At 48.5% G+C, this 26204-nt stretch carries 27 protein-coding genes; 9 read left to right on the top strand and 18 right to left on the bottom strand.

The window, feature by feature from the left end:
- Positions 1 to 4 precede the first annotated feature (4 nt).
- From M1E03_RS03830 to M1E03_RS03820, 3 genes are read left to right on the top strand one after another with little or no spacing between them, the layout of a single operon-like run.
- Positions 5 to 1405 (top strand): PTS fructose transporter subunit IIC, encoded by a 1401-nt coding sequence (locus M1E03_RS03830; RefSeq protein WP_458110682.1) that lies wholly within the window; start codon positions 5 to 7, stop codon positions 1403 to 1405.
- Positions 1406 to 1411: 6 nt separating this feature from the next.
- A complete protein-coding gene (locus tag M1E03_RS03825) occupies positions 1412 to 1870 on the top strand; it encodes a PTS sugar transporter subunit IIA (RefSeq protein ID WP_026580110.1) in 459 nt (152 codons plus the stop codon).
- A 25-nt stretch (positions 1871 to 1895) separates the two neighbouring features.
- Entirely contained in the window at positions 1896 to 2747 is an 852-nt protein-coding gene (locus tag M1E03_RS03820) for a tagatose bisphosphate family class II aldolase (protein WP_020452953.1), read from the top strand.
- A 41-nt stretch (positions 2748 to 2788) separates the two neighbouring features.
- Here the strand turns inward: M1E03_RS03820 and M1E03_RS03815 are convergent, their stop codons facing one another.
- The 10 genes from M1E03_RS03815 to M1E03_RS03770 form a co-directional block, all read right to left on the bottom strand.
- Entirely contained in the window at positions 2789 to 2938 is a 150-nt protein-coding gene (locus M1E03_RS03815; RefSeq protein ID WP_023856286.1) for a hypothetical protein, read from the bottom strand.
- Positions 2935 to 5370, bottom strand: coding sequence for a heavy metal translocating P-type ATPase (locus M1E03_RS03810; protein WP_050820781.1), 2436 nt, complete (start codon positions 5368 to 5370; stop codon positions 2935 to 2937). The genes M1E03_RS03815 and M1E03_RS03810 overlap by 4 nt, the downstream gene beginning before the upstream one ends.
- 36 nt (positions 5371 to 5406) lie before the next feature.
- Entirely contained in the window at positions 5407 to 5616 is a 210-nt protein-coding gene (gene copZ / locus M1E03_RS03805; RefSeq protein WP_020452955.1) for a copper chaperone CopZ, read from the bottom strand.
- A 94-nt stretch (positions 5617 to 5710) separates the two neighbouring features.
- Positions 5711 to 6016, bottom strand: coding sequence for a copper-sensing transcriptional repressor CsoR (gene csoR, locus M1E03_RS03800; protein WP_020452956.1), 306 nt, complete (start codon positions 6014 to 6016; stop codon positions 5711 to 5713).
- Between the two features lie 124 nt (positions 6017 to 6140).
- Positions 6141 to 6692: a DJ-1/PfpI family protein gene (locus M1E03_RS03795; protein WP_003185255.1), complete on the bottom strand. Its 552-nt coding sequence runs from the start codon at positions 6690 to 6692 to the stop codon at positions 6141 to 6143.
- Between the two features lie 85 nt (positions 6693 to 6777).
- Positions 6778 to 7539, bottom strand: a complete 762-nt coding sequence (locus tag M1E03_RS03790) for a DeoR/GlpR family DNA-binding transcription regulator (RefSeq protein WP_458110681.1) — start codon at positions 7537 to 7539, stop codon at positions 6778 to 6780.
- Positions 7540 to 7618: 79 nt separating this feature from the next.
- Complete coding sequence (locus tag M1E03_RS03785) at positions 7619 to 9100, bottom strand: rhamnulokinase (protein WP_458110680.1); 1482 nt, start codon at positions 9098 to 9100, stop codon at positions 7619 to 7621.
- Positions 9097 to 10317 (bottom strand): L-rhamnose isomerase, encoded by a 1221-nt coding sequence (gene rhaI / locus M1E03_RS03780; RefSeq protein WP_186440119.1) that lies wholly within the window; start codon positions 10315 to 10317, stop codon positions 9097 to 9099. The genes M1E03_RS03785 and rhaI overlap by 4 nt, the downstream gene beginning before the upstream one ends.
- The gene (locus tag M1E03_RS03775; RefSeq protein ID WP_096748472.1) at positions 10310 to 10699 is read right to left on the bottom strand and encodes a sensory rhodopsin transducer; all 390 of its coding nucleotides are present in this window, start codon (positions 10697 to 10699) and stop codon (positions 10310 to 10312) included. The genes rhaI and M1E03_RS03775 overlap by 8 nt, the downstream gene beginning before the upstream one ends.
- 54 nt (positions 10700 to 10753) lie before the next feature.
- Positions 10754 to 12823, bottom strand: a complete 2070-nt coding sequence (locus M1E03_RS03770; protein ID WP_020452961.1) for a bifunctional rhamnulose-1-phosphate aldolase/short-chain dehydrogenase — start codon at positions 12821 to 12823, stop codon at positions 10754 to 10756.
- Between the two features lie 357 nt (positions 12824 to 13180).
- Between M1E03_RS03770 and M1E03_RS03765 the strand changes: the two genes are divergently transcribed.
- The gene (locus M1E03_RS03765) at positions 13181 to 14380 is read left to right on the top strand and encodes an MFS transporter (protein WP_023856293.1); all 1200 of its coding nucleotides are present in this window, start codon (positions 13181 to 13183) and stop codon (positions 14378 to 14380) included.
- Positions 14381 to 14399: 19 nt separating this feature from the next.
- Here the strand turns inward: M1E03_RS03765 and M1E03_RS03760 are convergent, their stop codons facing one another.
- Positions 14400 to 15626: an MFS transporter gene (locus M1E03_RS03760; protein WP_023856294.1), complete on the bottom strand. Its 1227-nt coding sequence runs from the start codon at positions 15624 to 15626 to the stop codon at positions 14400 to 14402.
- 525 nt (positions 15627 to 16151) lie between these two features.
- Here M1E03_RS03760 and M1E03_RS03755 point away from each other — a divergent pair.
- Together M1E03_RS03755 and M1E03_RS03750 are read left to right on the top strand one after the other, a co-directional pair.
- The gene (locus tag M1E03_RS03755) at positions 16152 to 16901 is read left to right on the top strand and encodes a tRNA-dependent cyclodipeptide synthase (RefSeq protein ID WP_146874715.1); all 750 of its coding nucleotides are present in this window, start codon (positions 16152 to 16154) and stop codon (positions 16899 to 16901) included.
- A complete protein-coding gene (locus M1E03_RS03750; protein WP_020452965.1) occupies positions 16898 to 18118 on the top strand; it encodes a cytochrome P450, cyclodipeptide synthase-associated in 1221 nt (406 codons plus the stop codon). Before M1E03_RS03755 ends, M1E03_RS03750 begins: the two co-directional genes overlap by 4 nt.
- Here the strand turns inward: M1E03_RS03750 and M1E03_RS03745 are convergent.
- The 3 genes from M1E03_RS03745 to M1E03_RS03735 all read right to left on the bottom strand — a co-directional run bounded on the left by M1E03_RS03745 (position 18115) and on the right by M1E03_RS03735 (position 20359).
- Positions 18115 to 18570, bottom strand: a complete 456-nt coding sequence (locus tag M1E03_RS03745; RefSeq protein ID WP_020452966.1) for a metallopeptidase — start codon at positions 18568 to 18570, stop codon at positions 18115 to 18117. The genes M1E03_RS03750 and M1E03_RS03745 overlap by 4 nt on opposite strands.
- A 16-nt stretch (positions 18571 to 18586) precedes the next feature.
- Entirely contained in the window at positions 18587 to 19066 is a 480-nt protein-coding gene (locus tag M1E03_RS03740; RefSeq protein ID WP_020452967.1) for a MarR family transcriptional regulator, read from the bottom strand.
- Between the two features lie 114 nt (positions 19067 to 19180).
- Positions 19181 to 20359, bottom strand: coding sequence for an amidase (locus M1E03_RS03735; protein ID WP_048350125.1), 1179 nt, complete (start codon positions 20357 to 20359; stop codon positions 19181 to 19183).
- Between the two features lie 183 nt (positions 20360 to 20542).
- On the opposite strand from M1E03_RS03735, the gene M1E03_RS03730 reads away from it, so the two are divergent.
- Positions 20543 to 21592, top strand: coding sequence for an oxidoreductase (locus tag M1E03_RS03730; protein ID WP_048350124.1), 1050 nt, complete (start codon positions 20543 to 20545; stop codon positions 21590 to 21592).
- A gap of 31 nt (positions 21593 to 21623) precedes the next feature.
- On the opposite strand, the gene M1E03_RS03725 is transcribed toward M1E03_RS03730, so the two are convergent.
- The 4 genes from M1E03_RS03725 to M1E03_RS03710 all read right to left on the bottom strand — a co-directional run bounded on the left by M1E03_RS03725 (position 21624) and on the right by M1E03_RS03710 (position 24639).
- Positions 21624 to 22259 carry an FMN-dependent NADH-azoreductase gene (locus M1E03_RS03725; RefSeq protein WP_020452970.1) on the bottom strand — a complete coding sequence of 212 codons (636 nt, stop codon included), beginning with the start codon at positions 22257 to 22259 and terminating at the stop codon, positions 21624 to 21626.
- Positions 22260 to 22699: 440 nt separating this feature from the next.
- On the bottom strand, positions 22700 to 23668 hold the full coding sequence (gene trhO, locus M1E03_RS03720) for an oxygen-dependent tRNA uridine(34) hydroxylase TrhO (protein WP_224066726.1): 969 nt from the start codon (positions 23666 to 23668) through the stop codon (positions 22700 to 22702).
- 196 nt (positions 23669 to 23864) lie between these two features.
- Positions 23865 to 24083 carry a sigma-O factor regulator RsoA gene (rsoA, locus tag M1E03_RS03715; RefSeq protein ID WP_031305046.1) on the bottom strand — a complete coding sequence of 73 codons (219 nt, stop codon included), beginning with the start codon at positions 24081 to 24083 and terminating at the stop codon, positions 23865 to 23867.
- On the bottom strand, positions 24046 to 24639 hold the full coding sequence (locus M1E03_RS03710; protein WP_020452972.1) for a sigma-70 family RNA polymerase sigma factor: 594 nt from the start codon (positions 24637 to 24639) through the stop codon (positions 24046 to 24048). The genes rsoA and M1E03_RS03710 overlap by 38 nt, the downstream gene beginning before the upstream one ends.
- 157 nt (positions 24640 to 24796) lie before the next feature.
- Here M1E03_RS03710 and M1E03_RS03705 point away from each other — a divergent pair, with 157 nt between their 5' ends.
- Positions 24797 to 24946: a YvrJ family protein gene (locus tag M1E03_RS03705; RefSeq protein ID WP_020452973.1), complete on the top strand. Its 150-nt coding sequence runs from the start codon at positions 24797 to 24799 to the stop codon at positions 24944 to 24946.
- A gap of 93 nt (positions 24947 to 25039) precedes the next feature.
- Complete coding sequence (locus tag M1E03_RS03700; protein ID WP_020452974.1) at positions 25040 to 26194, top strand: oxalate decarboxylase family bicupin; 1155 nt, start codon at positions 25040 to 25042, stop codon at positions 26192 to 26194.
- Positions 26195 to 26204 lie beyond the last annotated feature (10 nt).

The following is a 26204-nucleotide window of genomic DNA, read 5'->3' as shown; positions in this document are numbered from 1 at the left end:
TCTTATGAAAAAGTTCAAAATCATCGCGGCAACCGGCTGTCCAACAGGCATTGCCCATACATTTATGGCTGAAGAGGCCTTAAAACAGGCCGCCGCCAAACTGGGTGTAGAAATCAAAGTCGAAACACACGGACAAATCGGAGTTCAAAACGAACTATCGCCAGAGGACATTAAACAAGCCGACGGAGTCATTGTCGCGGCTGACAAAGATGTAGGCGCCGATCGTTTTGCAGGCAAACGCGTCCTTGACGTCCCGGTTGCGCGGGGCATCCGAGATGCGGAATCTTTAATTCGGGCGCTGCTGAACGGCGAAGCGCCGATTTACCGCGAACAAACAGAGGCAAAAACAGAGGATGAACTCCAAACAGGCGAAGCCGCTTCCATCGGCCGTAAAATATATAAACATTTGATGAACGGGGTTTCCCACATGCTCCCATTTGTCGTCGGCGGAGGGGTTTTAATTGCACTTTCCTTTTTATTCGGCATCCATTCAGCAGATCCTGAACATCCAAGCTACAACGCTTTTGCCGAATTGCTGAATAAAACGGGCGCATTCGGCTTCCAGCTGATGGTTCCGATTTTATCCGCTTATATCGCCGCTTCAATGGCCAAACGTCCCGGCCTGATTGTCGGGTTTATCGGCGGCATGATCGCCAGCACGGGGGGAGCGGGTTTTCTGGGCGGCATCGTATCCGGTTTTTTGGCGGGACTGATCATTTACGGTCTCTCGTATGCACTTAAAAAAATGCCTCAATCCCTTGAAGGGCTAAAAGCAATTTTTCTTTATCCGGTTATCGGCATTTTTCTGATCGGTGCGGTCATGTTTTTCCTCGTGGAGCCGATGACGGCCATCAATGAAGGGATGAAGGACTTTTTAGCCGATTTTCAAGGAGCGAATCCCGTCATTCTCGGCTTGATTATCGGTTGTATGAGCGCATTTGACATGGGCGGTCCGGTCAATAAAGCCGCTTATGTCACCGGCACTGCTCTTCTCGCTGAAGGGAACCAATATTTCATGGCAGGCGTTTCCGCCGCGTGCATCACACCGCCGCTCGTCATTGCGTTTGCCACTTTGCTTTTCCGCAAATATTTCAGCCAGCAGGACCGAAATGCAGGGCTTGTCAATTTTATTCTCGGCGCCACTCATATTACCGAAGGTGCTATCCCGTTCGCCGCAAAAAAACCGATCCCTGTCATTCCGATTTTGATGATCGGCTCTTCGATATCGGCGATATTAACATACTCATTCGCAGTTCAAGTACCTGCCCCGCACGGCGGATTCCTTGTACTTCCCGTTGTCACAGGAGCCTTTCAATGGGTGTTGTCGATTATCATCGGATCGCTTATCGGCGCCTTCTTATACGGTTTTTATCAAAAACGGACATATGAAAAACAGAAAGGCTGATCAAACATGGGCACAACAGCTTTAATCAAAAAAGAGCACATCTATCTTCAAGAAACGTTATCTTCCCAAGCGGAAGCATTTGACCGGGTGGCTCAGGTCGCATATGAATCGGGAGCCGCCCAAACAAAACAAGCGGTCATACACGGATTGGCACAAAGAGAGGCTGAAAGTACGACCGGCTTCATTGAAGGCTTTGCCATTCCCCATGCAAAACTGAAGGACATCACAGAAGCATCTGTCATCATCATTCAAAACCAGATGGGCATCGAATGGAACGCGCTTGATCAAAACCCTGTCACATTTATCATTGCTTTATTGATACCAGATGCCGAGGCAGGCAGCACACATCTCAATCTATTATCATCGGTGTCTCGCATGCTTGTTCACGAAGATGCGAGGCAGCAGCTGCTTAAAGCCTCGAGTCCTGACGACATTCTGAACACCTTTTCGAGCTATATATCCTAATTTTGATCAGAAAGAAGGAATCGATATGCTGACAAATACGAAGAAAATGCTGTTGGACGCACAGACAAACGGCTATGCGGTACCGGCCTTTAACATTCACAACCTGGAAACCGTGCAAGCCGTGACAGAAGCGGCTGAAGCCCTAAGGTCCCCCGTGATTCTTGCGGCTACTCCCGGAACCTTCAGCTATGCAGGCCGCGACTATATTCAAGCGATTGCAGAAACGGCCGCAGCGCGCTGTTCAATCCCGGTCGCCCTCCATCTCGATCATCATGAAGAGATTGATGATATTCGCGAGTCTTTATCATTAGGGACAAAATCGGTGATGATTGATGCTTCGCACCATCCATTTGCCGAAAATACCGCAATTGTAGCGAGCGTCGTACAATATGCCCGGCAAAAAGATGCCACTGTAGAAGCCGAGCTCGGAAGGCTCGGCGGACAGGAAGATGATTTAATCGTGGATGAAGCCGACGCTTATTACACCGATCCGGATGCAGCAAAAGAGTTCGTCGAGAAAACCGGAATCGATTCGCTTGCGGTGGCAATCGGTACAGCCCACGGGCTTTACTCAAAAGAACCCAATATCGATTTTGACCGGCTGGCCGCGATTCAAAAACGGGTTTCAGTTCCGCTTGTCCTGCACGGCGCCTCAGGAATTCCGCAAGAAGATGTAAGAAAGTGCATCAAGCTCGGCTGTGCAAAAGTAAATATCGCGACTGAATTAAAAATTCCTTTTTCAGATAAACTGCGCCGTTATCTGCATGAACACACTGATGCAAGCGATCCAAGAAAATATATGGCCCCCGCCAAAGAAGCCATGAAAGAAATCGTTCAGGAAAAGATTTTGATGTGTATGAGCAATAACAGATACTAATGCAAAAAGCCGGATGTTCTTTAACATCCGGCTTTTTCAAATCATTTGGCATGCTCTTCTAAAGCATGACCGTCATGAGGCTTTTCATCGGGTATCGGTTCCTGAGCGGCCAATATGCTGTATACGAGCATGACAATTCCTACATAAACAACCGCCGAAACCGTCCAAACGAGTACTGTTTTATCCTTCAAGACGGATTCCTCCAATCAAGCTTCACCTTTTGCAGCCTGAGTGCATTCAGAACGACCGAGACCGAACTGAACGCCATCGCGGCACCTGCGATCCACGGGGCCAAAAGCCCGACGGCCGCGAACGGAATGCCGATGCTGTTGTAGGCAAACGCCCAGAAAAGGTTTTGTTTAATGTTTTTGATCGTCAGCCTGCTCATGAGGATCGCATCGGCGATGCTGTTTAAATCGCCGCGGATCAAGGTGATATCGGCGGCTTCCATGGCGACGTCAGTCCCCGTTCCGATCGCCATTCCGGTATCGGCTGCCGCCAGTGCCGGCGCATCATTGATGCCGTCGCCGACCATCGCGACTTTTTTGCCTTTTGCCTGGATTTTCTTCACTTCATCTGCTTTTCCTTCAGGCAGGACTTCTGCAATGACATGCTGAATGCCGGCTTCAGCAGCAATCGCTTCTGCCGTCCGCCGGTTGTCTCCGGTGATCATGACGACTTCAAGCCCCATATCATGCAGCCTTTTCACCGCTCTCTTCGACGTGTCTTTTATCGTATCGGCGACGGCGATCAGCCCGGCAAACCGACCGTCGATGGCGGCAAGCATCGCCGTCTTTCCTTGTGTTTCAAACTTCTCCATTTCGCTGTGCGCCTCTTGAATGTCAATATCACGGCTTTCCATCAGCCGTCTTGTGCCGATCAAAATCCGTTTTTCATTGACTGCGGCTTCGATACCATAACCGGGTATCGCTTCAAAGCTGTCTGCGGAGGCCGGTTCTATCTCTCTCTTTTTAACGCCTTCGACAATGGCTTCAGCAAGCGGATGTTCAGAGTTTTTTTCCGCAGCACCGATAAGCTTGAGAAACGATGTTTCATCGATCCATGGTTCAGTGCGCACATCTGTGAGCTGAGGCTTTCCATTTGTGACCGTCCCCGTCTTGTCAAGCACGATCATCTCCAAGCGGTGAGCCGTCTCCAAATGTTCGCCGCCTTTGAATAAAATTCCGAATTCAGCCGCACGGCCCGATCCGGCCATGATCGAAGTCGGTGTTGCCAAACCGAGCGCACACGGACATGCGATCACAAGCACCGCAATCAGCTTTTCCAGCGCCGTGCCGAATTCACCGGGGCTAACCGCCAAATACCAGACGAGAAATGTGATGACCGCGATCGCCACGACAATCGGCACAAAAACCCCGGAAATCCGGTCTGCGAGCCGTTGAATCGGAGCTTTTGAACCTTGCGCCTCTTCCACGACTTTTATAATCTGCGCCAGCGCAGTATCTTTGCCTACTTTTTCTGCTCTTACTTTTAAAAATCCATTTTTATTGATTGTAGCACCGATAACCGGATCTCCAACCGTCTTGTCAACAGGGATGCTTTCACCGGTGATCATTGATTCATCCAGCGCAGAACGTCCTTCGACAATCTCTCCGTCTGCCGGTACTTTTTCACCGGGCTTCACGTACATGATGTCGCCTGCCAATACGTTTTCAATCGGCACGGTCATCTCTTCGCCGTTTCTGACGACGGTCGCCGTCTTTGCCTGCAGCCCCATCAGCTTTTTGATCGCTTCGGATGAGCGCCCTTTCGCTTTCGCTTCAAACAGCTTTCCTAAAATGATCAAGGTTAAGAGGATGGCGCTTGTTTCATAATAAAGTCCGTCCGGATGCCGGTTCGTGCCGAGGCTTTCAATGCTTAAATACAAGCTGTAGAAATACGCGGCAGACGTGCCGAGAGCGACCAGCACATCCATGTTCGCGCTTTTGTTCCGAAGCGCTTTATAAGCCCCTGTGTAAAACTGTTTCCCGACGATAAACTGAACCGGTGTCGCCAACGCGAACTGAACCCAGGGATCCATGAACATCCCCGGCAGCCATATAAATGACGTGAATTTGAAATGGCTGACCATTGCCCAGAGCAGCGGAAAAGATAAAATGGCCGAAAAAATAAACTTGCCGGTTTGACGCTGAATGCCTTTTTCTCTTTGTTCCGCCGCTCCATCCGCAGTTTGGTCTTTTTTCAGCTCGAGTTTGTAGCCGAGCTTTTCAACGGCTTCGATCATTTCCTCCGGCGAAACCGCACCGGTATGATAGTCGACTGCCGCAGTCTCTATGGCAAAGTTGACGGCGGCGTTTTTGACGCCCGGCAGCTTGTTGAGGCGCTTTTCAACCCGGTTGGCGCAAGCCGCACACGTCATGCCGGAAATTGCGAATTCGGCTTTTTCCGCTGGAACTTGATAGCCGAGCGATTCGACTTTTTCAGCCAGCTGTCCGACTTCGATTTGCCCCGGATCATAAACGATTTTTGATTTTTCCAGCGCCAAGTTCACATTTGCGTCCTGAACGCCGTCAAGCCTTTTCAACCCTTTCTCGATCCGCGCCGCACAGGCGGCGCAGGTCATGCCAGAGATTTGGAGGGTGGCTTCTTTTTGTCCGTCCATATCCTTCACTCCTTATATACCCCTTATAGGTATACATTAGCCTGCGACATCATACCCCTGATCTTCGATCGTATCGATGATTTCTTTCAGCGATACTTTGCCTGAATCAAACGAAACTTCGACCTTGCCCTCGCTTAAATTCACTTTAACGGACTCTACTCCGCCAAGCTTTCCGACGTTTCCTTCTACTGCCTGAACACAGTGGTTGCAAGACATGCCTTCGACTTTCAGTGTTTTTTGTTCCATATTGAAAACCTCCTATGGTTTGATGATATTGATCGGTTTTATATTACCATACCCCTGTAGGGTATTTCAAGAAAACGATTTTCCCTTTTTTCGTTCACGACTTTGAAAAACGCTTAAACACATCAAGCAGCTCCTCGATGGCCTCTTCGCCTTCACCGCTTTTAATCGCGTTTGCGACACAATGGTGGGTATGATCTTCAAGCAGGCTGAAAGCCACCTTTTGCATCGCGGCTTGCACAGCTGAGATTTGAACAAGAATATCGACGCAGTAGCGGTCATTTTCGATCATGTTTTGAATGCCTCTGACCTGCCCTTCAATCCGCTTTAAACGGTTTGTGATTTGTTCTTTTCCTTTAGAACTTTTGGGATTTAATGTGTGTTCATGATGATCTGCTGACATCGGAGCACCTCTCTTTCCATTATATTTTGTCCAAGTTACCCGTTTGTACCATTATAAAATGCGAAGCGAAACATGTCTAAAAAAAAGAGACAACCCCAATTTTCTGCGGGGTCGTCCCTGCATATTATTTGTTTAACGCTTTAAAAAATTCTCTCATAAACTCCGGCAGATTGGACCAGTCATGGCCTGAGACCAGATTGGCGTCGACATGAAGCTTCTCCTCTACATAAGTCGCGCCCGCGGCTTCGACTTCCGGTTTGCAGGCGATGTAAGCCGTCAGCTCCCGACCTTTCAGATGTTCTCTCAGGCTTGTGAAAATCAGGCTCGCGTGACAAATCGCGCCGACCGGTTTATTTTCCTCAAAGAAATGAGCAACAATTTTCAGCAGGGAATCGTACATCCGGATAAATTCCGGCGCGCGTCCGCCCGGAATGATGATGCCGTCGTATTCGGACGGATCAATCTCATCAAATGAAGCATGCGCGTCAATTAAATAGCCCGGCTTTTCGGTGTATGTATCCCAATCCAAAAAGTCATGAACAACCGTATGAATCTTTTTCTTTTTCGGTGCGGCGATCGTCGTTTCATAGCCCTCTTCAAGACAGCGGTAATAAGGATAATACACTTCCAGCGCTTCAACTGCGTCGCCCGTTACGATCAAAATCTTTTTCGCCATCAAAAACATCTCCTTTCCTTTTTTACTCTTCTATTTTATCCCATTTGCGCCTGATTTTAAAATCAAGTGCTTGAAAAGCTTGGTTTCAGCCGACGATCGTGATGGTCTCTGTAATGTCTTTCAAGAGGGCAAGGTTTGCTTTGTCAATTCCTGAATCTGTGATGATCCTGTATCCGTTATGAAGGCGGTCGATTTGCGAGAAAGCACGGGTCCCGAATTTGCTGCTGTCCGCCATCAAGATCGTTTCGTCCGCAATCTCGATCATCCGTTTTTTCAACAGCGCCTGCATTTCGTTTGAATCGCTCAAACCGCTCGCAGGGTCGACGCCTTTGCAAGATAGAAATGTTTTGTTGACGTGATACATATCAAGGGAGCGCTCAGCCAAAGGACCGACATATGACATCGATTGCGGCAGCAGCATCCCGCCGGTTGAAATGACCGTCACCTTTTCTTTTTTGCTGAGTTCAATCGCGACTCTGACTGAATTGGTGATGACGGTCAGCGGGATGTTTTCAAGCGCTTTTGCCATGTACCATGCCGTCGTGCTGGCATCAAGAATTATTCGTTCCCCGCTTTTCACGTGCTTAACGGCTTCAAATGCAATCATCTTTTTTTCGTTTACGTTTGTAATTTCGCGCTTGCGAAAATGCACCTCCGCTTCTTCGGTCTGTACGCTGACAGCGCCGCCATGACTTCTTTTCAGCTTATTTTCCTTCTCAAGCTTTTCCAGATCGCGCCTGATCGTTTCTTCCGTGACGGAAAAAAGCTCGCTCAGTTCTGTGACGCGTACGCTCGAGCGCAGATTGACAAGCTCGACGATTTTTTGGTGTCTTTCAGCTACAAGCATCCGTTTACTTCCTTCCTTTTTTGGTAAAAGTCACTGTTACTTTCATGATAGCGCATCAGCGCCGATACAGGAAATGTTTTCAGCGGGAAGCGGCGCCGAGAATCTGACTTGTATAGCGGCGGTATGCCGCCTCCCACGCTTCTGTATCTTCCGGTACATACGTTTTTTGAGGGAAGGAAGTCCTGATCGCTTTTCGGGCGCTTTGAATATCCCAATACATGTCGAGTGCGATGGCCTGTACGGCAATGTTGCCGATGGCGCTCGCCTCTGACGGTCCGGCCCATACATTTCTGGCCAGTACATTCGCCGTGTATTGGCACAGCAGTTCATTTCGAATCCCTCCGCCCGCCATGTGAAGTCCGTCATATTCTTTTCCTGTCAATGTTTCAATCCGTTCAAGCGTAAACCGGTATTTAAACGCAAGGCTTTCCAGCACGCAGCGGATCATCTGTCCGGGCGTTTCCGGCACGTGCTGCCCAGTTGCACGGCAATACTCCCTGATCGCCTCAGGCATATGCACGGGATTAAGAAACATCGGGTCATCCGGGTCAACCGCCGACCTGAATGCTTCCGACTGTCCGGCAAGTTTGACAAGCTCGGCGCTCGAATAGCTGATCCCGTCTTTTTCCCAATCCGCCTGACAGCGCTGGAACAGCCACAATCCCATAATGTTTTTTAAAAAGCGGAATGTACCGCCGGCACCGCCCTCATTTGTAAAATTCCAATCGAGCGCCTGTTTTGACATCAGCGGAGTGTCAAGTTCAGTTCCAATCAGCGACCAGGTGCCGCAAATCAAATATGCAAAGTCTTCCGTTTCAGCGGGAACGCCGACAACTGCAGAAGCCGTGTCATGTTCGCCGACGGCAATGACCGGTACGGCAGGCACCGACAATTCGCTGCACACTGATTGTGACAGCCTCCCCGCTTCGCTTCCTGGTTTTGCTATATCCTTCGGAAAAATATTGGCCGGGAGTCCCATAAGGCTGATGAGCTCCCAATCCCAATCTGACGTTTTCGGGTTGAACAGCTGAGTTGTCGTCGCATTTGTAAACTCGCTTTTTTTCTCGCCCGTTAAAAAATAGCGCAGCAAATCAGGAATCATTAAAAGCGTTTCCGCGTGTTCCAACAGCGGAGAATTCGCTTTTTTCAGCGCCCGGAGCTGAAAGATGGTGTTGAACGGCAAAAGTTGAATACCGGTTCTTGAAAACAGCTCTTCTTTTCCGATTTCATTCAGCACCTCCATCATCATTCCGTCCGTGTAAGGGTCTCGGTAATGATAAGGGTTCCCCAACAACTCTCCGTTACGATCGAGAAAGCCGACATCAACCGCCCAAGAATCGATTCCGATACAGCTGATTCGTCCGCAGCCGTTTTTCGCCTTTAAAATGCCTTTTTTGATTTCATGATAAAGCCTGAGAATGTCCCAATAAAGGTGTTTTCCCGCCTGAACGGGCTGATTTGGAAAACGGTGAATTTCCTCCGCTTTGATCAGACCGCCGTCCACATGACCTGCATAAGCTCTGCCGCTCGACGCACCAAGATCAAAAGCGAGAATCGTCACCAGCTTGCACCGCCTTTGCCGCGTGCCAGTATTTTCTCCGCATACCCGCTTTCCGCATAAGCTTTGAGCGGATCAGGCGGGACGTTCATTTCCTCCCGCACGGCGTAAAGGAGCGGTTTGACGTCAATTTCAAATGCTTCGCGGATCGCAGCCTCTGCGGCAAGAACGTCATGATTTTCCTGCGCTTTCTTCACTTCATCGAAGTTGATCAAAAGCGCTTTTGCAAATTGAGTCTGCACATTCATGACCGAGCGCAGTACAGCCGGGATTTTAGGTTCGAGATTATGGCATTGATCAAGCATATACGAAATATGTTCGGCCGTCTTCCGGACACTCGGGTCGGAATCGCGGCAGGCGTCCAAAATTTGATAAAAAATGAGAAACAGTTCGTACGGGTTGTGCGCGCCTGCGATCAAATCGTCATCAGCGTATTTGCGGCTGTTGAAATGAAAGCCTCCGAGACGTTTTTCGTCAAGCAAATAAGCGACAATGTGCTCGATGTTCGTCCCTTGGGGATGGTGGCCGGTGTCGACGAGCACCTCAGCCTTCGGCCCGAGCTTTTGCGCCAAATTGTAAGCCATCCCCCAATCCGCCAGGTCTGTATGATAAAATGCCGGCTCAAAAAACTTGTATTCAATCAAGAGCCGCATATCATCGTCAAGCGCTTCGTATACTTCAGCCAGACACTCATACATCCAATTTTTCCGTTTTCTGATGTCGCCCTGACCGGGATAGTTGGTTCCGTCGGCAAGCCAGAGGCTGATTTCCTTGGAGCCTGTTTGTTTTGCAATATCGACGCATTCGAGCAATTGCTCAGTCGCTTTTTGGCGAATGTCCGCTTTAACGTTTGTGACGCTTCCGAATTTGTAGTCATCGTCCTGGAACAAGTTCGGATTCACGGCACCGATGGCAAGGCCAAGCTCCTCGGCGTGCGCTTTCAGCTTTCCGTAATCATCAACTTGATCCCACGGAATATGGATGGCGACGGAAGGACAAGTTCCGGTTAATTTGTGAACGACTGATGCATCTTCCATTTTTTCAAACGGATCCCTCGGTACGCCCTCTTGCTGAAACACTTTGAAGCGCGTGCCCGAGTCCCCGTATCCCCATGAAGGCGTCTCGATTTTAAGCGCTTTCAATTTTTCCTTTACTTCAGAAAGGCTGATGCCTCTGTCTTTCTGCTGTTCTTCAAATAAAGCGTAAGCCCGGTCATTCATCATGTACACTCATCCCCCTTGTTTTTAACGGATATGCCATGGTTGACATTAACGCAAGTTCCGGCTGGGTTGTGTCCAGCCGGCTGTACTGGACGATCACAGGTACATCGCTTGCGATCTCGATCGCATAAGGAACATTTTCAGGAATGCGTTCTCCTGCTCGGTGCAAAGAACTTGTGCGAATATGCTTCGTTCTCTTGCCCTGAACCGTCTCGGGAATGCCTTCGAGCGGCGGACGGTCTTCAAAGTATACTGTGATCGCAAGGTTTGCGTCTTCTTCATGGCAATTTAAAACACAGATGGCTTCATGGCTCGTCAAGCTTCCGGAACTTTCCGGAGGAATAAAACCGTCCGGTATGATCCAGTGGGTCTCGCCCTTCATCTCCCTTTTCCCCCTTTGTTTTCTGAAAGGACGGCCGAAGCCGTTCCTTTCCAATTACCTTGAAAATGCGGCCGGCACTCCCCCGTCAACCGTCAGCATGCATCCCGTCGTTTTTGCCGTTTTTTCTGAAGCGAAATAAGCGATCGCTTCGGCGATGTCGGCGGGATAAATGTTGACGGAAAGAGTCGTACGTTTGCGGTAATGCTCTTCAAGCCGATCGGGTTCAATCCCGTAGGCGGCGGCTCTTTCTTCGCGCCACTTGGAGTCCCAGATGGCCGACCCTTGAAGCACCGCATCCGGAAGCACTGAATTCACGCGGATTCCATACGGTCCGCCTTCAGCGGCGATGCATCTCGCCAAATGAACCTCAAGCGCTTTTGCAGAGCTGTATGCCGAAGCGTTTTTGCCTGCATAAACGGAATTTTTCGAGCCGATAAACACCATGCTGCCGCCTGAACCCTGTCTTTTCATTTGCTTAAAAGCTTCTCTGGCGACGAGAAAATATCCTGTTCCAAGTACATTCATATTCAAATTCCATTCTTCGAGAGTCGTTTCATCAAGCGGGCTGGATGTCGCAAGCCCCGCGTTGTTGACGAGAATGTCGATCCCGCCGTAATTAAGGACGATTTCCTCGAATGCCGCCTGAACGTCCTCTTCTTTCGTCACATCCATGCGGACGGCGGATGCTCGTTCCGCACCGTATTGTTCATTAATCTCTGCGGCTGTTTTTTCTGCGCCTTCTATATTAATGTCAGCAACAGCAACATGCGCACCTTCTGAAGCAAGGCGGCGGCAGGTCTCGCTGCCGATTCCGCCCGCTCCTCCCGTCACAAATGCGATCTTGCGGGAAAATTCGGCTTCCGGCGGAGCAAGCGTTAATTTATAAAGCTCAAGCGGCCAATATTCGACATTGTAGGATTCTTCCTCATTTAGAGATACAAAGTTTCCAAGGACTTCTGTTCCCTTCATGACAGCAATCGCCCGCCGATATAAATCTCGGCTGACCTTTGCCATCGCCAGGCTTTTACCTGCTGCCACCATGCCGATTCCCGGGATTAGCATCACGCGCGGCGCCGGTTCAAACATCTCGTCTCCTTCATGCCGGTTTCTTTGAAAATAGGCGGCATACGATTCTTTAAACCTAGCAATCTCGGTTTTGATCCGTTCGACCAGCTTCTCTGTGTCCTGTTCAGCGGGATTCCACGGAATATAGGCAGGCGTCCGCTTTGTATGCACAAGGTGATCCGGACATGCGGCGCCGACCTGTGAAAGCGATGGAGCTCGCCTGCTGTTCGTGAATTCGAGTACATCATCAGCATCGCACCATGTGAGCAGCATGCGTTTCTCTCCGCTGACAGCGCCGCGGATAATTGGCAAGATATCGGCTAAAATCCGTTTCCGGTCCTCCGGTGCAAGCGGCTCGACCATCTGTCCGCCAAACGGCTGATGATCTTCTGAACGGCTTTTAATGTATGCTTCCGCTTCGCGAATCACAGCAATCGTCTGATCATAGCTTTCTTTCGCCGTTTCCCCCCAGGTGACGAGCCCATGCTTCTCCATTAAAACAAGCTCTGCATTCGGGTTGTTTTTCACACCTTCTGCTATCAGCTTCGATAAAGCGAAGCCCGGTCTGACATAAGGCACCCATACAAAGCGGCTGCCGAATATCTCCTCTGCGATCTCTTTTCCATTATCAGCGCAGCAGATGCTGATGATCGCATCGGGGTGGGTGTGATCGACATGCGGAAACGGCAAAAAAGCATGAAGAAGCGTTTCGATCGACGGCCGCGGGTGCTTTCCGTCCATCATGCAATGGGACAAATATGCCGTCATTTCTTCATCGGTCATGCTGCTCCGTTCCATCAGCGGACGAATATCATCGAGCCTCAGCCCGGTAAATTGGCCCGCTGACATCGTCGCCAAGTCCGAGCCGCTGCCTTTCACCCACATCACCTCGATGTCCCTGCCCCTGAAATCCTTTTCCGTCGTTTTCATCGATGTGTTTCCCCCGCCCCAGTTGCAGACCGATCGGTCAGAGCCGATCAGGTTGGAACGGTAGACGAGTTCGTCAAGACCCGGACGCAGCGATGCAGCCTCAGTTTCTGACCATAAATATTCCACCATACGTATCACTCCGTTTTTGTTTGTTTATTTTTGAATATGTTTGTTTAAAGAGTAACACATTTTGTTTTGTTTTGTAAGCGCTTTTTCCAGAAGCCATTTTATGATAGAGCTGTTTCAATCGGTCTATAAATAAAAAACCCCCAACAGCAGGCAGCCGTAGGGGGGCAGGAATGTGGAATGTTTTAACCTTTGAAAATAAAATGTCAGATTTTAAGAAAGCGCTGGCATCATGATGATGACGCTTTTTGTCCCGCCGGCTAACCGTTTTGGGAACATATTGATCCACAACAAACGGTTGAAAATCGGCTTTTAATCTTTTAATATATAAACTCATGTTTTTTAAAAGGAGGGGTCAGGATGAATAAAACACTGCACGCACCAGTCAAACTGATCATCGCAATTTTTATGATTTGCACATTTTCTATCGGCTTTACAGAGTACGTCGTTATGGGTATATTGACTTCCATTTCAAAGGATCTCTCTGTTCCGATTTCATCTACCGGCTTATTGGTAACGGCATATGCGGGAAGCGTTTGTCTGACGGGGCCGATCGTCACCATATTGTCGGTCAAAATGCCGCGAAAACCGGTATTGATCGGCTTGATGAGTGTGTTTGTACTGTCGAATGCGCTCAGTTTCCTGGCGCCGAACTTCACCGTTTTGTTGATCTCAAGAATCCTATCCGCTTCCATTCATGGCGCATTTTTTGCAACGACGATGGTGTTCGTCAGCGAAATGGTACCGCCCGAAAAGCGGGCCGCCGCTGCCGCTTCAATGAACGGCGGCTTGACCATCGCCCTGATGCTCGGCGTTCCGTTCGGTTCTTATTTAGGCGACCTTTTCAACTGGCGGATCGTTTTTCTGATGATCGCATTCCTCGGATTGATCGGCCTCGCCGGCATTTGGCTGACGGTGCCGCACAGAAAACCGAAAGTCGTCCCTAAATTGATCCATGAATGGGATGTGTTTAAAAATAAACAAGTTCTTTTCTCTTTTGCTATCACAATTTTCGGCTATTCAGGTGTATTCATCGCCTACACGTTTATTGAACCGATGCTGCGGCATTCTGCCGGTTTTGGCAGCCTCGGCATTACAGCCGCCCTTTTCGCCTACGGATTTGGCGGAGTCGTCGGCAATTTCTACGCCGGAAAGGTGCCGTTTCACCTGTTAACCCGCTCCATGATCGGCGTGATGATCGCGCTCATGGCGATCCTTGCGGCCTTCCCTTTTGTCAGCGGACACCCTGCCGGCGCCATCATCGTGACGTTTTTATTCGGAGCCGGCGCTTTCGGAACGGTGCCCCTTTTGCAAACAAAGGTCGTGGCTGCGTCTGAACACGGAACAACGATCGCCACCTCTGTCAGCATCGCTGCATTTAACTTGGCCAACGCGCTCGGCGCATGGATCGGCGGACTCATTCTTCATGCATCAGAGTCCTACACATACCTTGCCACAGGCGGTGCGCTTATGACCATGTGCGGACTGACGCTGACGATGTTCGCCTTTGTGTCTGAGAAAAGACAAGTGAAAGAAGAAATGTGGAGAACGGATCTGTAATTAAAAAAGCTGCCCGGTTTTAAGACCTGGCAGCTTTTTTGTTTGGTTCTTGCAGCGTCTTTGTCTGAGCTGCTTTCCGCATGATCGCGATCATCAAAAGGGCGGCCGCGGCATAGACGATGCCGAAACAGCCGAAAACGAAAACAGAAGATGACATTCCTAATAACACGCCTGATAGAACAGGACCGCAGGCCATTCCCGTATACCTGATAAAATTAAACATGCCCATCGCACTGCCGCGGTTCTCATCAAATTCATTTGCCATCATCGTAGAGAACAGCGGCGGGATCAGCCCCATCGTGACGCCGAAAAGAACGAGGGCCGCCGACAACGCGAAAAGTGAAAACGAGTGGGTAAAGCCAAAACAGACGACGCTGGCCGCGGCGGTCAGATTGCCGATCAGAAACAGGCGTCCGAGCGACAATCTCTTTTGTATCCACTTAAACAGCACGCTGCCGGCAACCGTACTGACCGCTATCGGCAAATACAGCAAGCCGACGATCTGCAGATCAAGGTGATAATGATCAGTCAGCAAAATCGGCAAATATACGATCACTGAAAAATAAATAAAGAAAAGAAGATAGCTTAATATCAAAACGGCATTTCCCGTCCTGTTTTTGAAAATATCCTTATAATGCGACAACAGGCTGCCCGCGCTGAGATTGGTCTTTTTCTCCGCATGGCTCTGCGGAAAGCAAAACGCATTTCCGAAAAGCAAAAGAACAGACAAGACTGTCAAAAACCAAAAAATTCCCGGATAATTATAGCGCTCCCCGATAAAACCGCCGAGAATAGGCGCCGCTGCCGGTGCAAGGGAAAGCAGCATTTGATAAGTCCCCATCGCACTGCCCCGCTTCGTTCCCTGGAACAGAGATCCGATTGTGGTTGCCGCAATTAATGGAAGCGCTGCCGTCCCTAAAGCCTGCAGCACCCTAAAAAAAAGAAACAGTCCAAAGTCCCGTGCGACGGCGCAGCCGATTGTAGCAATGACCGTTACGATCATGCTCGCCATCATCACAAACCTCGATCCTTTAAAGTCGACAATTGAGCCGACAATGATCTGCATCACAGCTGTAATGAAGATGAACAGAGAGACGGACAGGTTGACCATCGATACGGAAACGTGAAACGAATCTCTGATTAACGGAATGATGGGTGAATAAATATTTTGATTCAACGATGCGAAAAAGGCGCTGATACACACAAAATACATAATGAAAGAAGCATTTAATTTCATTGGTCTCATGTCAAACCGCCTGCCTTGTTTTTGTTTATTCGTTAACAATTCCTTCAATATCGTTTACCAGTTAACAATATTAATTGTAGATGACTCCTTTATCAATGTCAACGAACATTTCTTACTGCAGCTTTAAAGTTTTTACAAATTTTTTACTTATCGGGTTTCTTCACTCGAAAAACGCCTTAAAAAAAGGTTCCTTCTGATCAAAATTCCTCAGGTTCACAAAAAACGTTACGAATATTTTCATATTTTGAATTTGATTTGTGTTGACAACTGGAAAAGATAGGGATAAAATGACTATTGTTTACTAGTAAACTTTCATGCTGTACCTTGCCTGATTTTGAGCTCAAACTCTTGCCCTGCTTTAACTATTGAACAAATGTGATACCCCTTCATCATGACCCGCACCATCGCTTATTCTTCTCGATTCATCGTGAAGTTGAGACCAGCCTATTCCCAGCTCGATAAACCGCACGTATCCCATCATTGATTGCAAAAGAAGTCATTCTATGTCCGTTAAGGAGGAAATCAATGACAGAGCTTACAATGGAGAGCAAACACCGGCCATTCAAAACTGAAACTCTTACCCGAAACTGCAATGAAATACTAAAACGCAGACGCCATGTTCTCATTGGCATCAGCCCGTTTAACAGCCGATTTTCCGAAGATTACATTCATCGGCTTATCGGCTGGGCCGTCCGTGAATTTCAACATGTATCCGTGCTTTTAGCCGGAAAGGAAGCAGCCAACCTTCTCGAAGCGCTCGGCACCCCGAATGGGAAGGCCGAACGGAAAGTCAGGAAAGAAGTCTCACGGAACCGGAGATTCGCTGAAAAGGCGTTGGAAGCGCATGGCGGCAACCCCGAGGCCATTCATACATTTTCCGATTTCGCGAACCAGACCGCATACCAGCGTTTGCGGATGGAAGTCGAAGACGCCTTTTTTGACCAGCCGCATTTCCGCAAAGCCTGCCTGGAGATGTCGCATGCGGCGATCCTCGGACGGGCTCGGGGCATTCGGATGGATGTCCAGGAGGTCAGCGCCGCCATGCTGGAGCTGGCTGTTGAATACGTCATCGCTGAACTTCCGTTTTTCATCGCCGCCCCTGATATTTTAGGCGTCGAAGAGACGCTTCTTGCTTATCACCGTCCATGGAAGCTCGGCGAACAGATCTCCCGTCATGAATTTGCCGTCAAAATGCGCCCAAATCAAGGATATCTTATGGTTTCCGAAGCGGACGAAAGTGTGGAATCTAAAAGCATGCAGGAGGAACGAGTATGAATCAATCGCTAAAAACATTCAGCGTGTTGTCAGAACAATATCACGAGAATCCGTATCAATATTTCTCATACCTTCGGGAATCTGATCCCGTCCATTATGAAGAATCGCTAGACAGCTATTTTATCAGCCGCTACCAGGATGTGCGCCGCGTGCTCCAGAATCAGGACGTCTTTACAACGAAATCGCTTGCCAAACGGGCCGAGCCCGTCATGCGCGGACCTGTGCTCGCCCAAATGAAAGGCAAAGAACACACGGCGAAAAGGAGAATCGTTCTGCGCCGTTTTATCGGGGAATCCCTTGATCACCTCACACCGCTCATCAAAGAAAATGCACAAAGGCTTTTGGCCCCTCATCTGGAGAAAGGGCGGATCGACCTTGTCAATGATTTCGGCAAAACGTTCGCCGTTTGTGTGACGATGGACATTTTAGGTTTGGACAAGAACGACCACCAAACAGTGAGAAACTGGCACAGCGGCGTCGCCGATTTCATTACCAGTTTGAATCAGGCGCCTGAGGACCGGGAGCATTCCCTTAAATGCAGTGAACAGCTCGCTGAATATTTGAATCCGATTATCGAGGAAAGGCGCAAAAACCCCGGCCATGATTTAATATCCATCCTTTGCACTTCCGAATACGAGGGAGTAGCGATGTCTGACCGCGACATCCGCGCGCTGATTCTCAATATATTACTTGCCGCCACGGAACCGGCGGACAAGACGCTCGCATTAATGATTTATCATTTGCTTCATCATCCCGATCAAATGAATGACGTGCTGGAAGACCGCACGCTCCTGCCTCAGGCCATCGCAGAGACGCTGCGCTACAAGCCGCCGGTGCAGCTCATCCCGCGCCAGCTTTCAGAGGACGCGGTGATCGGCGGAGTCGAGCTCAAAGAAGGGACGACTGTATTTTGCATGATAGGCGCGGCAAATCGCGATCCTGAAGCGTTTGAGGAGCCAGACGAGTTCAACATCCATCGCACCGACCTGGAAGTCAAAAGCGCATTCAGCGGTGCTGCCAGGCATCTCGCATTCGGTTCAGGCATCCACAACTGTGTAGGAGCGGGGTTTGCGAAGACGGAAATCGAGCTTGTCGCAAATATCGTCCTGGATCAGCTGAAGAATATCCAGCTGGAGGAAGACTTCGTTTACCGTGAGACAGGCCTTTACACACGCGGCCCCGTCTCGCTCAACATCAGATTTGATACGAAACATTAATCTTGTGAAAAAGCCTTCTCCTCCCGAGAGGAGGCTTTTTCAATTGCCGCTTCACTGATCTTCGCCAGCTCTTCAAAATCCTCCGTCCCTTCGATCGCATGTGAAAGTTCGTGGCATTGAACGATTTTAAAACCATTCATTTTAAACATCGCGATGATTTCAATTCTCCCCCGGTCTCCGTTTGTTTTGACAACATTGACCGTATACCTGACCGCTGCGCTTTGCAGTCGCTCGTCAAACAAAAACTCATGAAAGGGCGACACCGTTATGGTGCGGGCAATCTTTTTCAGCGTCCTCATGTGATCTTTAAACTGCACAAGGTCAATTTGACTGCCGTCGGTTACTTGAACATAATTCTCGCTGAAATAATCGGGAATTTTTTCAGTATTCATTTCACTCAAGATGTCCTGATACATGCTGCTTAAAAACTGTTGGGCTTCACTTTTATTCATTCGCTGCTCCTCTTGATTAAATGTGTTTTGACCATTCGTTTAAAAAGCGGATGACGGTTTCCAGCTCGGATTCGGAAAACCGCTCAAACAGCTCGATATAGCGCTGCTTTGCAATTTCGTGCATCCTGTCATGAATGTCGGCCAGTTTCTTCCCCTCGTCTGTTAATCTGTAATACAATTCTTTGTTGTTGTTCGGTTTTTTGTGCGATTCGATCATCCCGTGCTTTGTAAGCACATTGACCGCTTTTGTCACTGCCGCTTTTGATATTTGAAGTTTTGCTGCCAGGAAAGCGTTGTTGACGTCTGCCTCGTTTTCGCTGATAAGCGAGATAATGTGAAGCTGGGTCAGTGTCCAATGCTTCCGGATGCTGTCGACTTCTTGAAAAGCTTCCTTTGCGAGCGCCTGCTGTTCATGCTGAGCCCGCTTTTCTCTTTTGAGAATAAAATCCTGAACGGCTTGAAATGCTTGCTCATACGTCTTGTTTTCCACGATCATCATATCCTTTCCATCATCGTTAACCGGTTAACTATTTAATAGTTTACCAGTTAACAATAATTGAAGCAAGCAAAAAGCATATGATGCAGAAAAGATCCGCAGCATATGCTTCCCTCATACTTGAAGAGATAACACGTGCTTTTCAGTCCAAGCCAGAAGCTTCAGGTCCTGTTTGCGGCCGGCGATGAATGAAAGCCCCAAAGGCTCGCCGTTTTTTGCCGGTAACGGAACGGTGATCTGCGGAAGCCCGCCAAGCCCGGCAATACACGTCAGTTTCATCGTGCGCGCCCTTCTCTCATGTAATTCGTTTTCCGGCAGCCCGCGGAGCGGCGGCGTGCCGGGAGCAGTTGGAATGACGAGCAAGCCGTCTTCCGCGAGCCATTCCGACAGTCTCCTTTTCACCGCTTCTCTTTTCATCAACACATGCTCATGATCGCTTTTCCTAAGACTTGACGTCCATTCAAATCTTTCTGCGATTCCAGAGCCGAACACTGGATTTGTGCGCTCGATCCAAGCTCCATGCTCCTCCCAAATATCCAGTCCCTGCAGCAACTTGAACATCTCCGCCCATTCCGCGAGGCCTCCGTCAGCGGCAATGCACCAGTCGAATTCGCCGTCTATCAGGCCTAATGCATGAGCGTATACTTGTGTCCGGTCGCTTTCTTCAAGCAGGCTCCACGCCTCTTTTTCAAAATAAATCCGCTTGAAACAGGCCCCTGCCTCCTCCTGTCCGCTAAGCAGGACGCGGCCTGCCGCATGAAGAATTCCGATATCTTTTGACATCCATCCGACAGTGTCAAAGCTTTTCGCCAGTGGTATGACTCCATTAACCGGCACCTCGCCGTGCGTCGGCCGAAATCCGAAAATTCCGCAGTAGGAAGAAGGGATTCTGACAGACCCTCCGGTGTCTGTTCCAAGGGCAAAATCGGCCATGCCGGAAGCTGCCGCCACGGCCGAACCGCTTGAAGATCCTCCAGGAATGTTGTCCTTGGCACAAGGATTGACTGGCGTACCATAATGGACATTTTCTCCGTCAAGGCTGTACATCAGCTCATCCGTGTGAGCAGCACCTTTAAGCCTTGCCCCTTCACGCAGCAGCAAGTCAACGGCTTCCGCGTTTTTTTCGGCAGGTTCGTGCGTCCTCAGCCAATCAGGATTTCCCGCCGCATTTGTATGGCCTTCTACCGCAAACACATCCTTTACCGCAAACGAAAGGTTTTTCAAGCTTCCTTCAGCTGATGCCGGCTCGACAGCCAAATCCTTGTTCATAAAAGCGCCCCAATCATACTCCATTTTCAAAATCCCCTCTTTTTGTTTTTAACGATAACCGGACACCTCTTCAAATTGAACAAAATTGTGACAAAATCTTCCGTTCTCCGGTTGAAAAAGGTCTTTAGGTTTGTTCCTATAGGCAAACAGGGTAAAATAAAGGTGTGTTAATTACATATTAAAAACGAACATGGGAGAGGAGAATGAATGGTGAACAAGGTTCGCACAGGAATATTAGGATACGGTTTGTCAGGTTCGGTGTTTCATGCGCCTTTATTATCTGTGTTAGAAGATTTTGAGATTCGAAAGGTGATGACTTCAAGAAAAGAACAAGTCAAACAAGACCTCCCCGAAACAGAAGCCGTCAGCTCGATCGAAGACATCACAAATGACCCTGACATTGATCTCGTCATCGTGACCACGCCGAGCGGCCTTCATTACGAAATGGCGAAAGAGTGCATCCGCGCCGGAAAGCATGTCGTCCTGGAAAAACCGATGACGGCAACAGCGGAAGAAGCTGAAAAGCTCATCAATGCCGCGAAAGAAAAAGGGGTGCTTCTCAGCGTCTACCACAACCGAAGATGGGATAACGACTTTTTGACGATCAAACAGCTCATCAAAGAAGGGCGCCTCGGAGAGGTTAACACATTCCACGCCTCCTACGACCGGTTCCGGCCGAATGTCAGACAGCGCTGGAGAGAGCAGAAAGGACCGGGCTCAGGCGCACTGTACGATTTGGGTTCACACCTGATCGATCAGGTGCTTCATTTATTCGGCATGCCAAACAGCGTCACCGCTCAAGTGACCGCTCAAAGAGCCAATGCGGAAACAGACGATTACTTCCATGTCGTCCTTCACTATGATCAGCGCCAAGTGATTCTCCACTCGGGTTCGATTGTTCCGGCCAACGGTCCCCGCTACCAAATCCACGGTTCAAAAGGAAGCTTTATTAAGTATGGTATCGACGGCCAGGAGGATGCACTCAGAGCGGGTCAAAAACCTGCAGGCGATGAGTGGGGAGCCGATCAACCCAAATATTACGGGGAACTGGCCACAGTCGAAGGTGACGAGGTCATTAAGGAAACAGTGGAAAGCATCCCGGGTTCATACTTAACCTATTACAAGCAGCTTGCTTCAAGTATTCTTGAAGGCGGCAGCCTGCCTGTCACGGCGGAAGAAGGACGCGACGTCATCCGAATTATAGAAGCCGCTCAAAAAAGCAGCGAAACGAATCAAACGGTGTTCTTACACAAATAAAATAAAACCGCGGATCACGTCCGCGGTTTTTTCAAAAGGTCCGGCCCAATTCTTTGGCGCGGGCAATTGCATTTCGTTTAATTTCTTCGGCTTTATCCGGCTCTGCATTATGCCCTTCTATAAATAAACCTTCAAATTCCGGCACTCCGAAAAACTGCATCATGATGCTGATATAGCGGTGCCCCATCTCAAGTTCCGCAGCCGGCCCTTCTGAATAGTAGCCGCCTCTCGCCTGAATGTGCAGGGCTTTTTTATCGGTTAACAGCCCGATCGGTCCCTGTTCGGTATATTTAAACGTCTTTCCCGCTACAGCGACCGCATCAAAGTACGCTTTCATCACCGGCGGAAAAGAGAAATTCCAAAGCGGCGTGACAAACACGTATTTGTCTCCCGCGATAAATTGCTCGCTCAGCTCATTCAAACGGCCGACTTTTGCCTTTTCGTGTTCAGAAAGCTGTTCAAATCCCGATCCCGACTGCAATTTTCCCCAGCCGCTGAAAACATCCGCATCAATCTGCGGAATGTTCTCCTTGTAAAGATCAAGATGTATGACTTCATCATCCGGATGAGCTTCTTTGTAAGATTCGATAAAAGCTTTTCCCGCCGCCATGCTGTATGATGCCCTTTCGTCATGCGGGTGAGCGGTAATGTAAAGGGTTTTTGTCATCTCTTTTGCTACCTGCCTTTTTGTATTGTTATTGGATAGTATGGGACGTTTTCAGGCAAATATTCAGAAAAACTCGGCTTATGCTGGAATCATCCGCCGGTCCAAAAACGTATAGCCGGGAATAGCTCGCAGACAGGATGCAAACTTCCCATACGGAAGTTTTACGACGCAGTTTGCACATATTGCTGATCGCCTGTTTCGCATTTTTGCACTAGCGGCTGGATCAAAAGCGTTAATTGATACTTTCGTTCAGCAGTCTGATCGCCTGCAAATACTTTCATTCTGCTTGCAATTCACGAATAAAAAAAGGAACGCCTCGATTTTTCAGGTCAAGGCGTTCCTCCATTCAAAACGAAAGCAGACTCCCTTGCAGGAGCAATGCCATTTCTTAGATGCTTGCGGCATCTTCGTTTTTTAGATGATACTTTTATATACAGCTTTTATGACTGCGCTGTATGCCCCTCTTCTTCCAGCTTTTCGAGTCTCTCTTGCACCTCTTTTTCTGAAAGGCCGTGCTCTTTGATATACAGGTTGCGCGGATGAACCCGGCACTCGTGCGTGCAGCCCCGCAAATAGCGGTGTTCATTTTCTTCAGAGCAGATGATCTGCTTGTTGCATTCAGGGTTGCCGCAGTTGACATAGCGCTCGCAAGGCTCGCCGGTGAAATAATCCTTGCCGACGATGACATGCTCTTTCTGGTTGACCGGAACGCTGATTCTTTCATCGAAAACATAGCACTGCCCGTCCCACAGTTCACCTTGAACTTCAGGGTCTTTTCCATACGTCACAATCCCGCCGTGAAGCTGGGACACGTCTTCAAATCCTTCTTTTTTCAGCCATCCCGAAAATTTTTCGCAGCGGATACCGCCCGTGCAGTAAGTCAATATTTTCTTGCCTTCGAGCTTTTCTTTGTTATCACGGATCCATTCAGGCAATTCGCGGAACGCCTTAATGTCCGGTCTGACCGCGCCGCGGAAATGTCCCAAATCGTACTCATAGTCGTTCCGTGCGTCGACGACAATCGTATCTTCCCGCTGCATCGCCTCATAAAATTCTTTTGGCTCAAGGTATTTTCCCGTTAATTCATTCGGATCGATATCATCTTCCAGACGGAGCGTCACAAGCTCATCGCGATGGCGGACATGCATTTTTTTGAAAGCGTGCCCTTCTGATTCATCGATTTTAAACACCATATCTTCAAAGCGGGGATCGTTTTTCATTTCACTCATATAGCGGTCTGTCTGCTCTACGGTTCCTGACACGGTTCCGTTTATTCCTTCACCCGCCACAAGGATGCGCCCTTTCAGGCCCAAATCTTTGCAGAACTTGAGGTGATCTTCGGCAAATTGCTCGGGGTTGTCGATATGAACATATTTATAATACAACAATACTCGGTATTGATTTTTCATGATATCTTACCACCTATCTGATGCATGTTTTTATAGGAGAAAAAATGGAATATCCATCCATTTATTTTATCAAACCTTTGTTCATATTAAAACAAATCATCACCATGATTTCAATGAAGCTGCTTGAACATTCCCTTAATCAAATGCTAGAAATTTTAACACTTCCGGCCGTTTTACGCAAGCAAAACAACTCAGGTTAAAGGACTTTCAGCAATTCTGTTATAAACTCCCAAAACCCAGGAACTTCTTGACATAAAAGCATCTCCGCTTTTTCGCAAATTTTCATCTTCAGCTCCTGTTCAAGATCCTCCCTCTCTTGATAGGATGTGTTGTTTAATTTGCTTTTGATCATCGGCGTGAAATTTTCCAGCAATTTCTCAATCTCTTTTTCGTCGTGCAGACTCACTGTTATCATTCCCCTCTGCTTTAGAATTCAGCAGCTCTCTTATCTTTTCGAGTGCCCTTTTATGAATTCTTGAAATATTTTGCCTTGATTCTCCCAAAGAGTCAGCCATTTCCTGCATGGATACCCCGTGAATGTAAATTTGCGCAAGCACTTTTTTCTGCTTGTCCGTCAATTGCAAAAACGCTTCATAAAGCATCGGGTCTTGCAGATGTTCACTTAAATCCTCTTCCTGTTCCAAGACATCGTCTAACAGGTCCCCTCGGGGCGGCTCGGGCAAAGTCGGACTGTCGTCGATCATCAATGGAAAACGCTCTCGATTTTTCCGGACTCTTTTATCAAAGTCGACGGAGAAAATCCGGATCATCGAGTTGATGTATTTGATCATGCGGATGTTTTTGTAAAACCGCTTAAATTCGCGATCGAGACACTCTGCCTCTTCAGAATCCGGATGTTCCAAAACGTGGTTGAAAAGCCGTTCATACCGGGGGTTGCTCAAAAAATGCTTCACAAGCGGATGCCCTGTGATTTCCTTGATTTTCGCACGCAGTAACGTTTGATCAATCATAAAAACCGCCTCCTATTTATTTAGATGAAAGAAATGTAAAAAAAGTAAACTCATCTCTTCTTATTAACATGCAAACATAAGTTCCCATTCAGAGAAAATAGTTCTTTGCTTACATTTTTCAGACTTTCTTCACTTCTTAACATAGGAGGTGGTAAGAATGGACAGTGCATTCATTGAGGAAGCAGCGAAACAAATCGGCAATGTCGGCTTTCCAGCTGTATTGGCAATTTACCTGCTGACGCGTTTTGAAAAGAAAATCGATGAACTGATCGAATTGATCAAAGAAAAAAGTGACACCGATGATTGACATCGGCCTCACTTTTTTCACTTAACATGACAGAAGGGGAAAACGAAAGGCCTTTCAGCTCTCCTTTACATTTTGAGAAAGAGGGGATATCACATGGAAAAAAACAAATCAATTCCACAGCCGATCAGAGGAGAAAAAGGAGCGGAAACGAAAATTCCGCATAACGTTGAGCGCGATCGCCAAAATCCGGACATGCTTGCGCCGCCGGAAACCGACCACGGAACGGTGTCAAACATGAAATTTTCATTTTCCGATGTCCATAACCGACTCGAAAAAGGCGGATATGCACGGGAAGTCACCGTTCGCGAGCTGCCGATTTCAGACAAGCTTGCCTCTGTCAACATGAGGCTGAAACCTGGAGCCATCAGGGAACTTCACTGGCATAAGGAAGCCGAATGGGCATATATGCTGTACGGAAAAGCACGGATTACGTCTGTTGACCAAGACGGCAGAAATTTTATTGAAGATGTGAAAGAAGGAGATCTCTGGTACTTCCCGTCAGGTCTGCCGCATTCAATCCAAGCGCTTGAAGACGGCTGCGAATTCCTGCTCGTCTTCGATGACGGCTCTTTCTCTGAAAACAGCACCTTCCAGGTGACAGATTGGCTGGCCCATACGCCTGATGAGGTAATTGCCGCAAACTTCGGCATTTCAAAAGACGTCGTAGCATCTCTTCCAGATAAAGAAAAGTATATTTTCCAAGAAGTGATCCCTGGATGTCTTGAGAAAGACAAAGTCGAAAGCCCGAACGGAACGGTGCCTCAATCTTTCAGCTACAATTTGCTTGAACAGGAACCGATTGTATCTAGCGGCGGTAAAGTATGGATTGCCGATTCCACGAATTTCAAAGCGTCGAAAACAATCGCTTCTGCGCTGGTGGAAGTCGAACCTGGAGGCATCCGGGAGCTGCACTGGCATCCGAATACAGACGAATGGCAGTATTATATTTCCGGACAAGCGAAAATGACCGTTTTCGCGTCCGACGGGCATGCCAGAACATTTAACTACCAGGCCGGAGATGTCGGCTATGTGCCGTTTGCAATGGGACACTACGTCCAAAATACAGGAGACGAACCGCTTCGCTTCCTCGAAATCTTCAAAGACGACCACTATGCTGACGTTTCGTTAAACCAATGGCTCGCGCTCGTTCCGGAAGAGCTTGTCCGCCAGCACCTCGACGTCGGCAGCGAGTTTACAAACATGCTCTCTAAAGAAAAGCATCCGGTCGTGAAATTTGATAAGAAATAACCAGCCAGGC

The sequence above is a fragment of the Bacillus sp. PK6-013 genome (assembly GCF_054161445.1).
This window is presented reverse-complemented; position numbering and strand designations above follow the sequence as displayed.

Coding starts and splice junctions, on each gene's coding strand:
- M1E03_RS03810 (WP_050820781.1), bottom strand. CDS start 5,370: ATGGACGGACAAAAAGAAGCCACCCTCCAAATCTCTGGCATGACCTGC.
- csoR (WP_020452956.1), bottom strand. CDS start 6,016: ATGTCAGCAGATCATCATGAACACACATTAAATCCCAAAAGTTCTAAA.
- M1E03_RS03730 (WP_048350124.1), top strand. CDS start 20,543: ATGGTGAACAAGGTTCGCACAGGAATATTAGGATACGGTTTGTCAGGT.
- M1E03_RS03700 (WP_020452974.1), top strand. CDS start 25,040: ATGGAAAAAAACAAATCAATTCCACAGCCGATCAGAGGAGAAAAAGGA.
- rhaI (WP_186440119.1), bottom strand. CDS start 10,317: ATGAATGACCGGGCTTACGCTTTATTTGAAGAACAGCAGAAAGACAGA.
- M1E03_RS03830 (WP_458110682.1), top strand. CDS start 5: ATGAAAAAGTTCAAAATCATCGCGGCAACCGGCTGTCCAACAGGCATT.
- M1E03_RS03765 (WP_023856293.1), top strand. CDS start 13,181: ATGAATAAAACACTGCACGCACCAGTCAAACTGATCATCGCAATTTTT.
- M1E03_RS03825 (WP_026580110.1), top strand. CDS start 1,412: ATGGGCACAACAGCTTTAATCAAAAAAGAGCACATCTATCTTCAAGAA.
- copZ (WP_020452955.1), bottom strand. CDS start 5,616: ATGGAACAAAAAACACTGAAAGTCGAAGGCATGTCTTGCAACCACTGT.
- M1E03_RS03770 (WP_020452961.1), bottom strand. CDS start 12,823: ATGGTGGAATATTTATGGTCAGAAACTGAGGCTGCATCGCTGCGTCCG.
- M1E03_RS03745 (WP_020452966.1), bottom strand. CDS start 18,570: ATGAATAAAAGTGAAGCCCAACAGTTTTTAAGCAGCATGTATCAGGAC.
- M1E03_RS03735 (WP_048350125.1), bottom strand. CDS start 20,359: ATGGAGTATGATTGGGGCGCTTTTATGAACAAGGATTTGGCTGTCGAG.
- M1E03_RS03750 (WP_020452965.1), top strand. CDS start 16,898: ATGAATCAATCGCTAAAAACATTCAGCGTGTTGTCAGAACAATATCAC.
- M1E03_RS03755 (WP_146874715.1), top strand. CDS start 16,152: ATGACAGAGCTTACAATGGAGAGCAAACACCGGCCATTCAAAACTGAA.
- M1E03_RS03790 (WP_458110681.1), bottom strand. CDS start 7,539: ATGCTTGTAGCTGAAAGACACCAAAAAATCGTCGAGCTTGTCAATCTG.
- M1E03_RS03705 (WP_020452973.1), top strand. CDS start 24,797: ATGGACAGTGCATTCATTGAGGAAGCAGCGAAACAAATCGGCAATGTC.
- M1E03_RS03820 (WP_020452953.1), top strand. CDS start 1,896: ATGCTGACAAATACGAAGAAAATGCTGTTGGACGCACAGACAAACGGC.
- M1E03_RS03760 (WP_023856294.1), bottom strand. CDS start 15,626: ATGAGACCAATGAAATTAAATGCTTCTTTCATTATGTATTTTGTGTGT.
- M1E03_RS03775 (WP_096748472.1), bottom strand. CDS start 10,699: ATGAAGGGCGAGACCCACTGGATCATACCGGACGGTTTTATTCCTCCG.
- rsoA (WP_031305046.1), bottom strand. CDS start 24,083: ATGATAACAGTGAGTCTGCACGACGAAAAAGAGATTGAGAAATTGCTG.
- trhO (WP_224066726.1), bottom strand. CDS start 23,668: ATGAAAAATCAATACCGAGTATTGTTGTATTATAAATATGTTCATATC.
- M1E03_RS03725 (WP_020452970.1), bottom strand. CDS start 22,259: ATGACAAAAACCCTTTACATTACCGCTCACCCGCATGACGAAAGGGCA.
- M1E03_RS03710 (WP_020452972.1), bottom strand. CDS start 24,639: ATGATTGATCAAACGTTACTGCGTGCGAAAATCAAGGAAATCACAGGG.
- M1E03_RS03795 (WP_003185255.1), bottom strand. CDS start 6,692: ATGGCGAAAAAGATTTTGATCGTAACGGGCGACGCAGTTGAAGCGCTG.
- M1E03_RS03740 (WP_020452967.1), bottom strand. CDS start 19,066: ATGATCGTGGAAAACAAGACGTATGAGCAAGCATTTCAAGCCGTTCAG.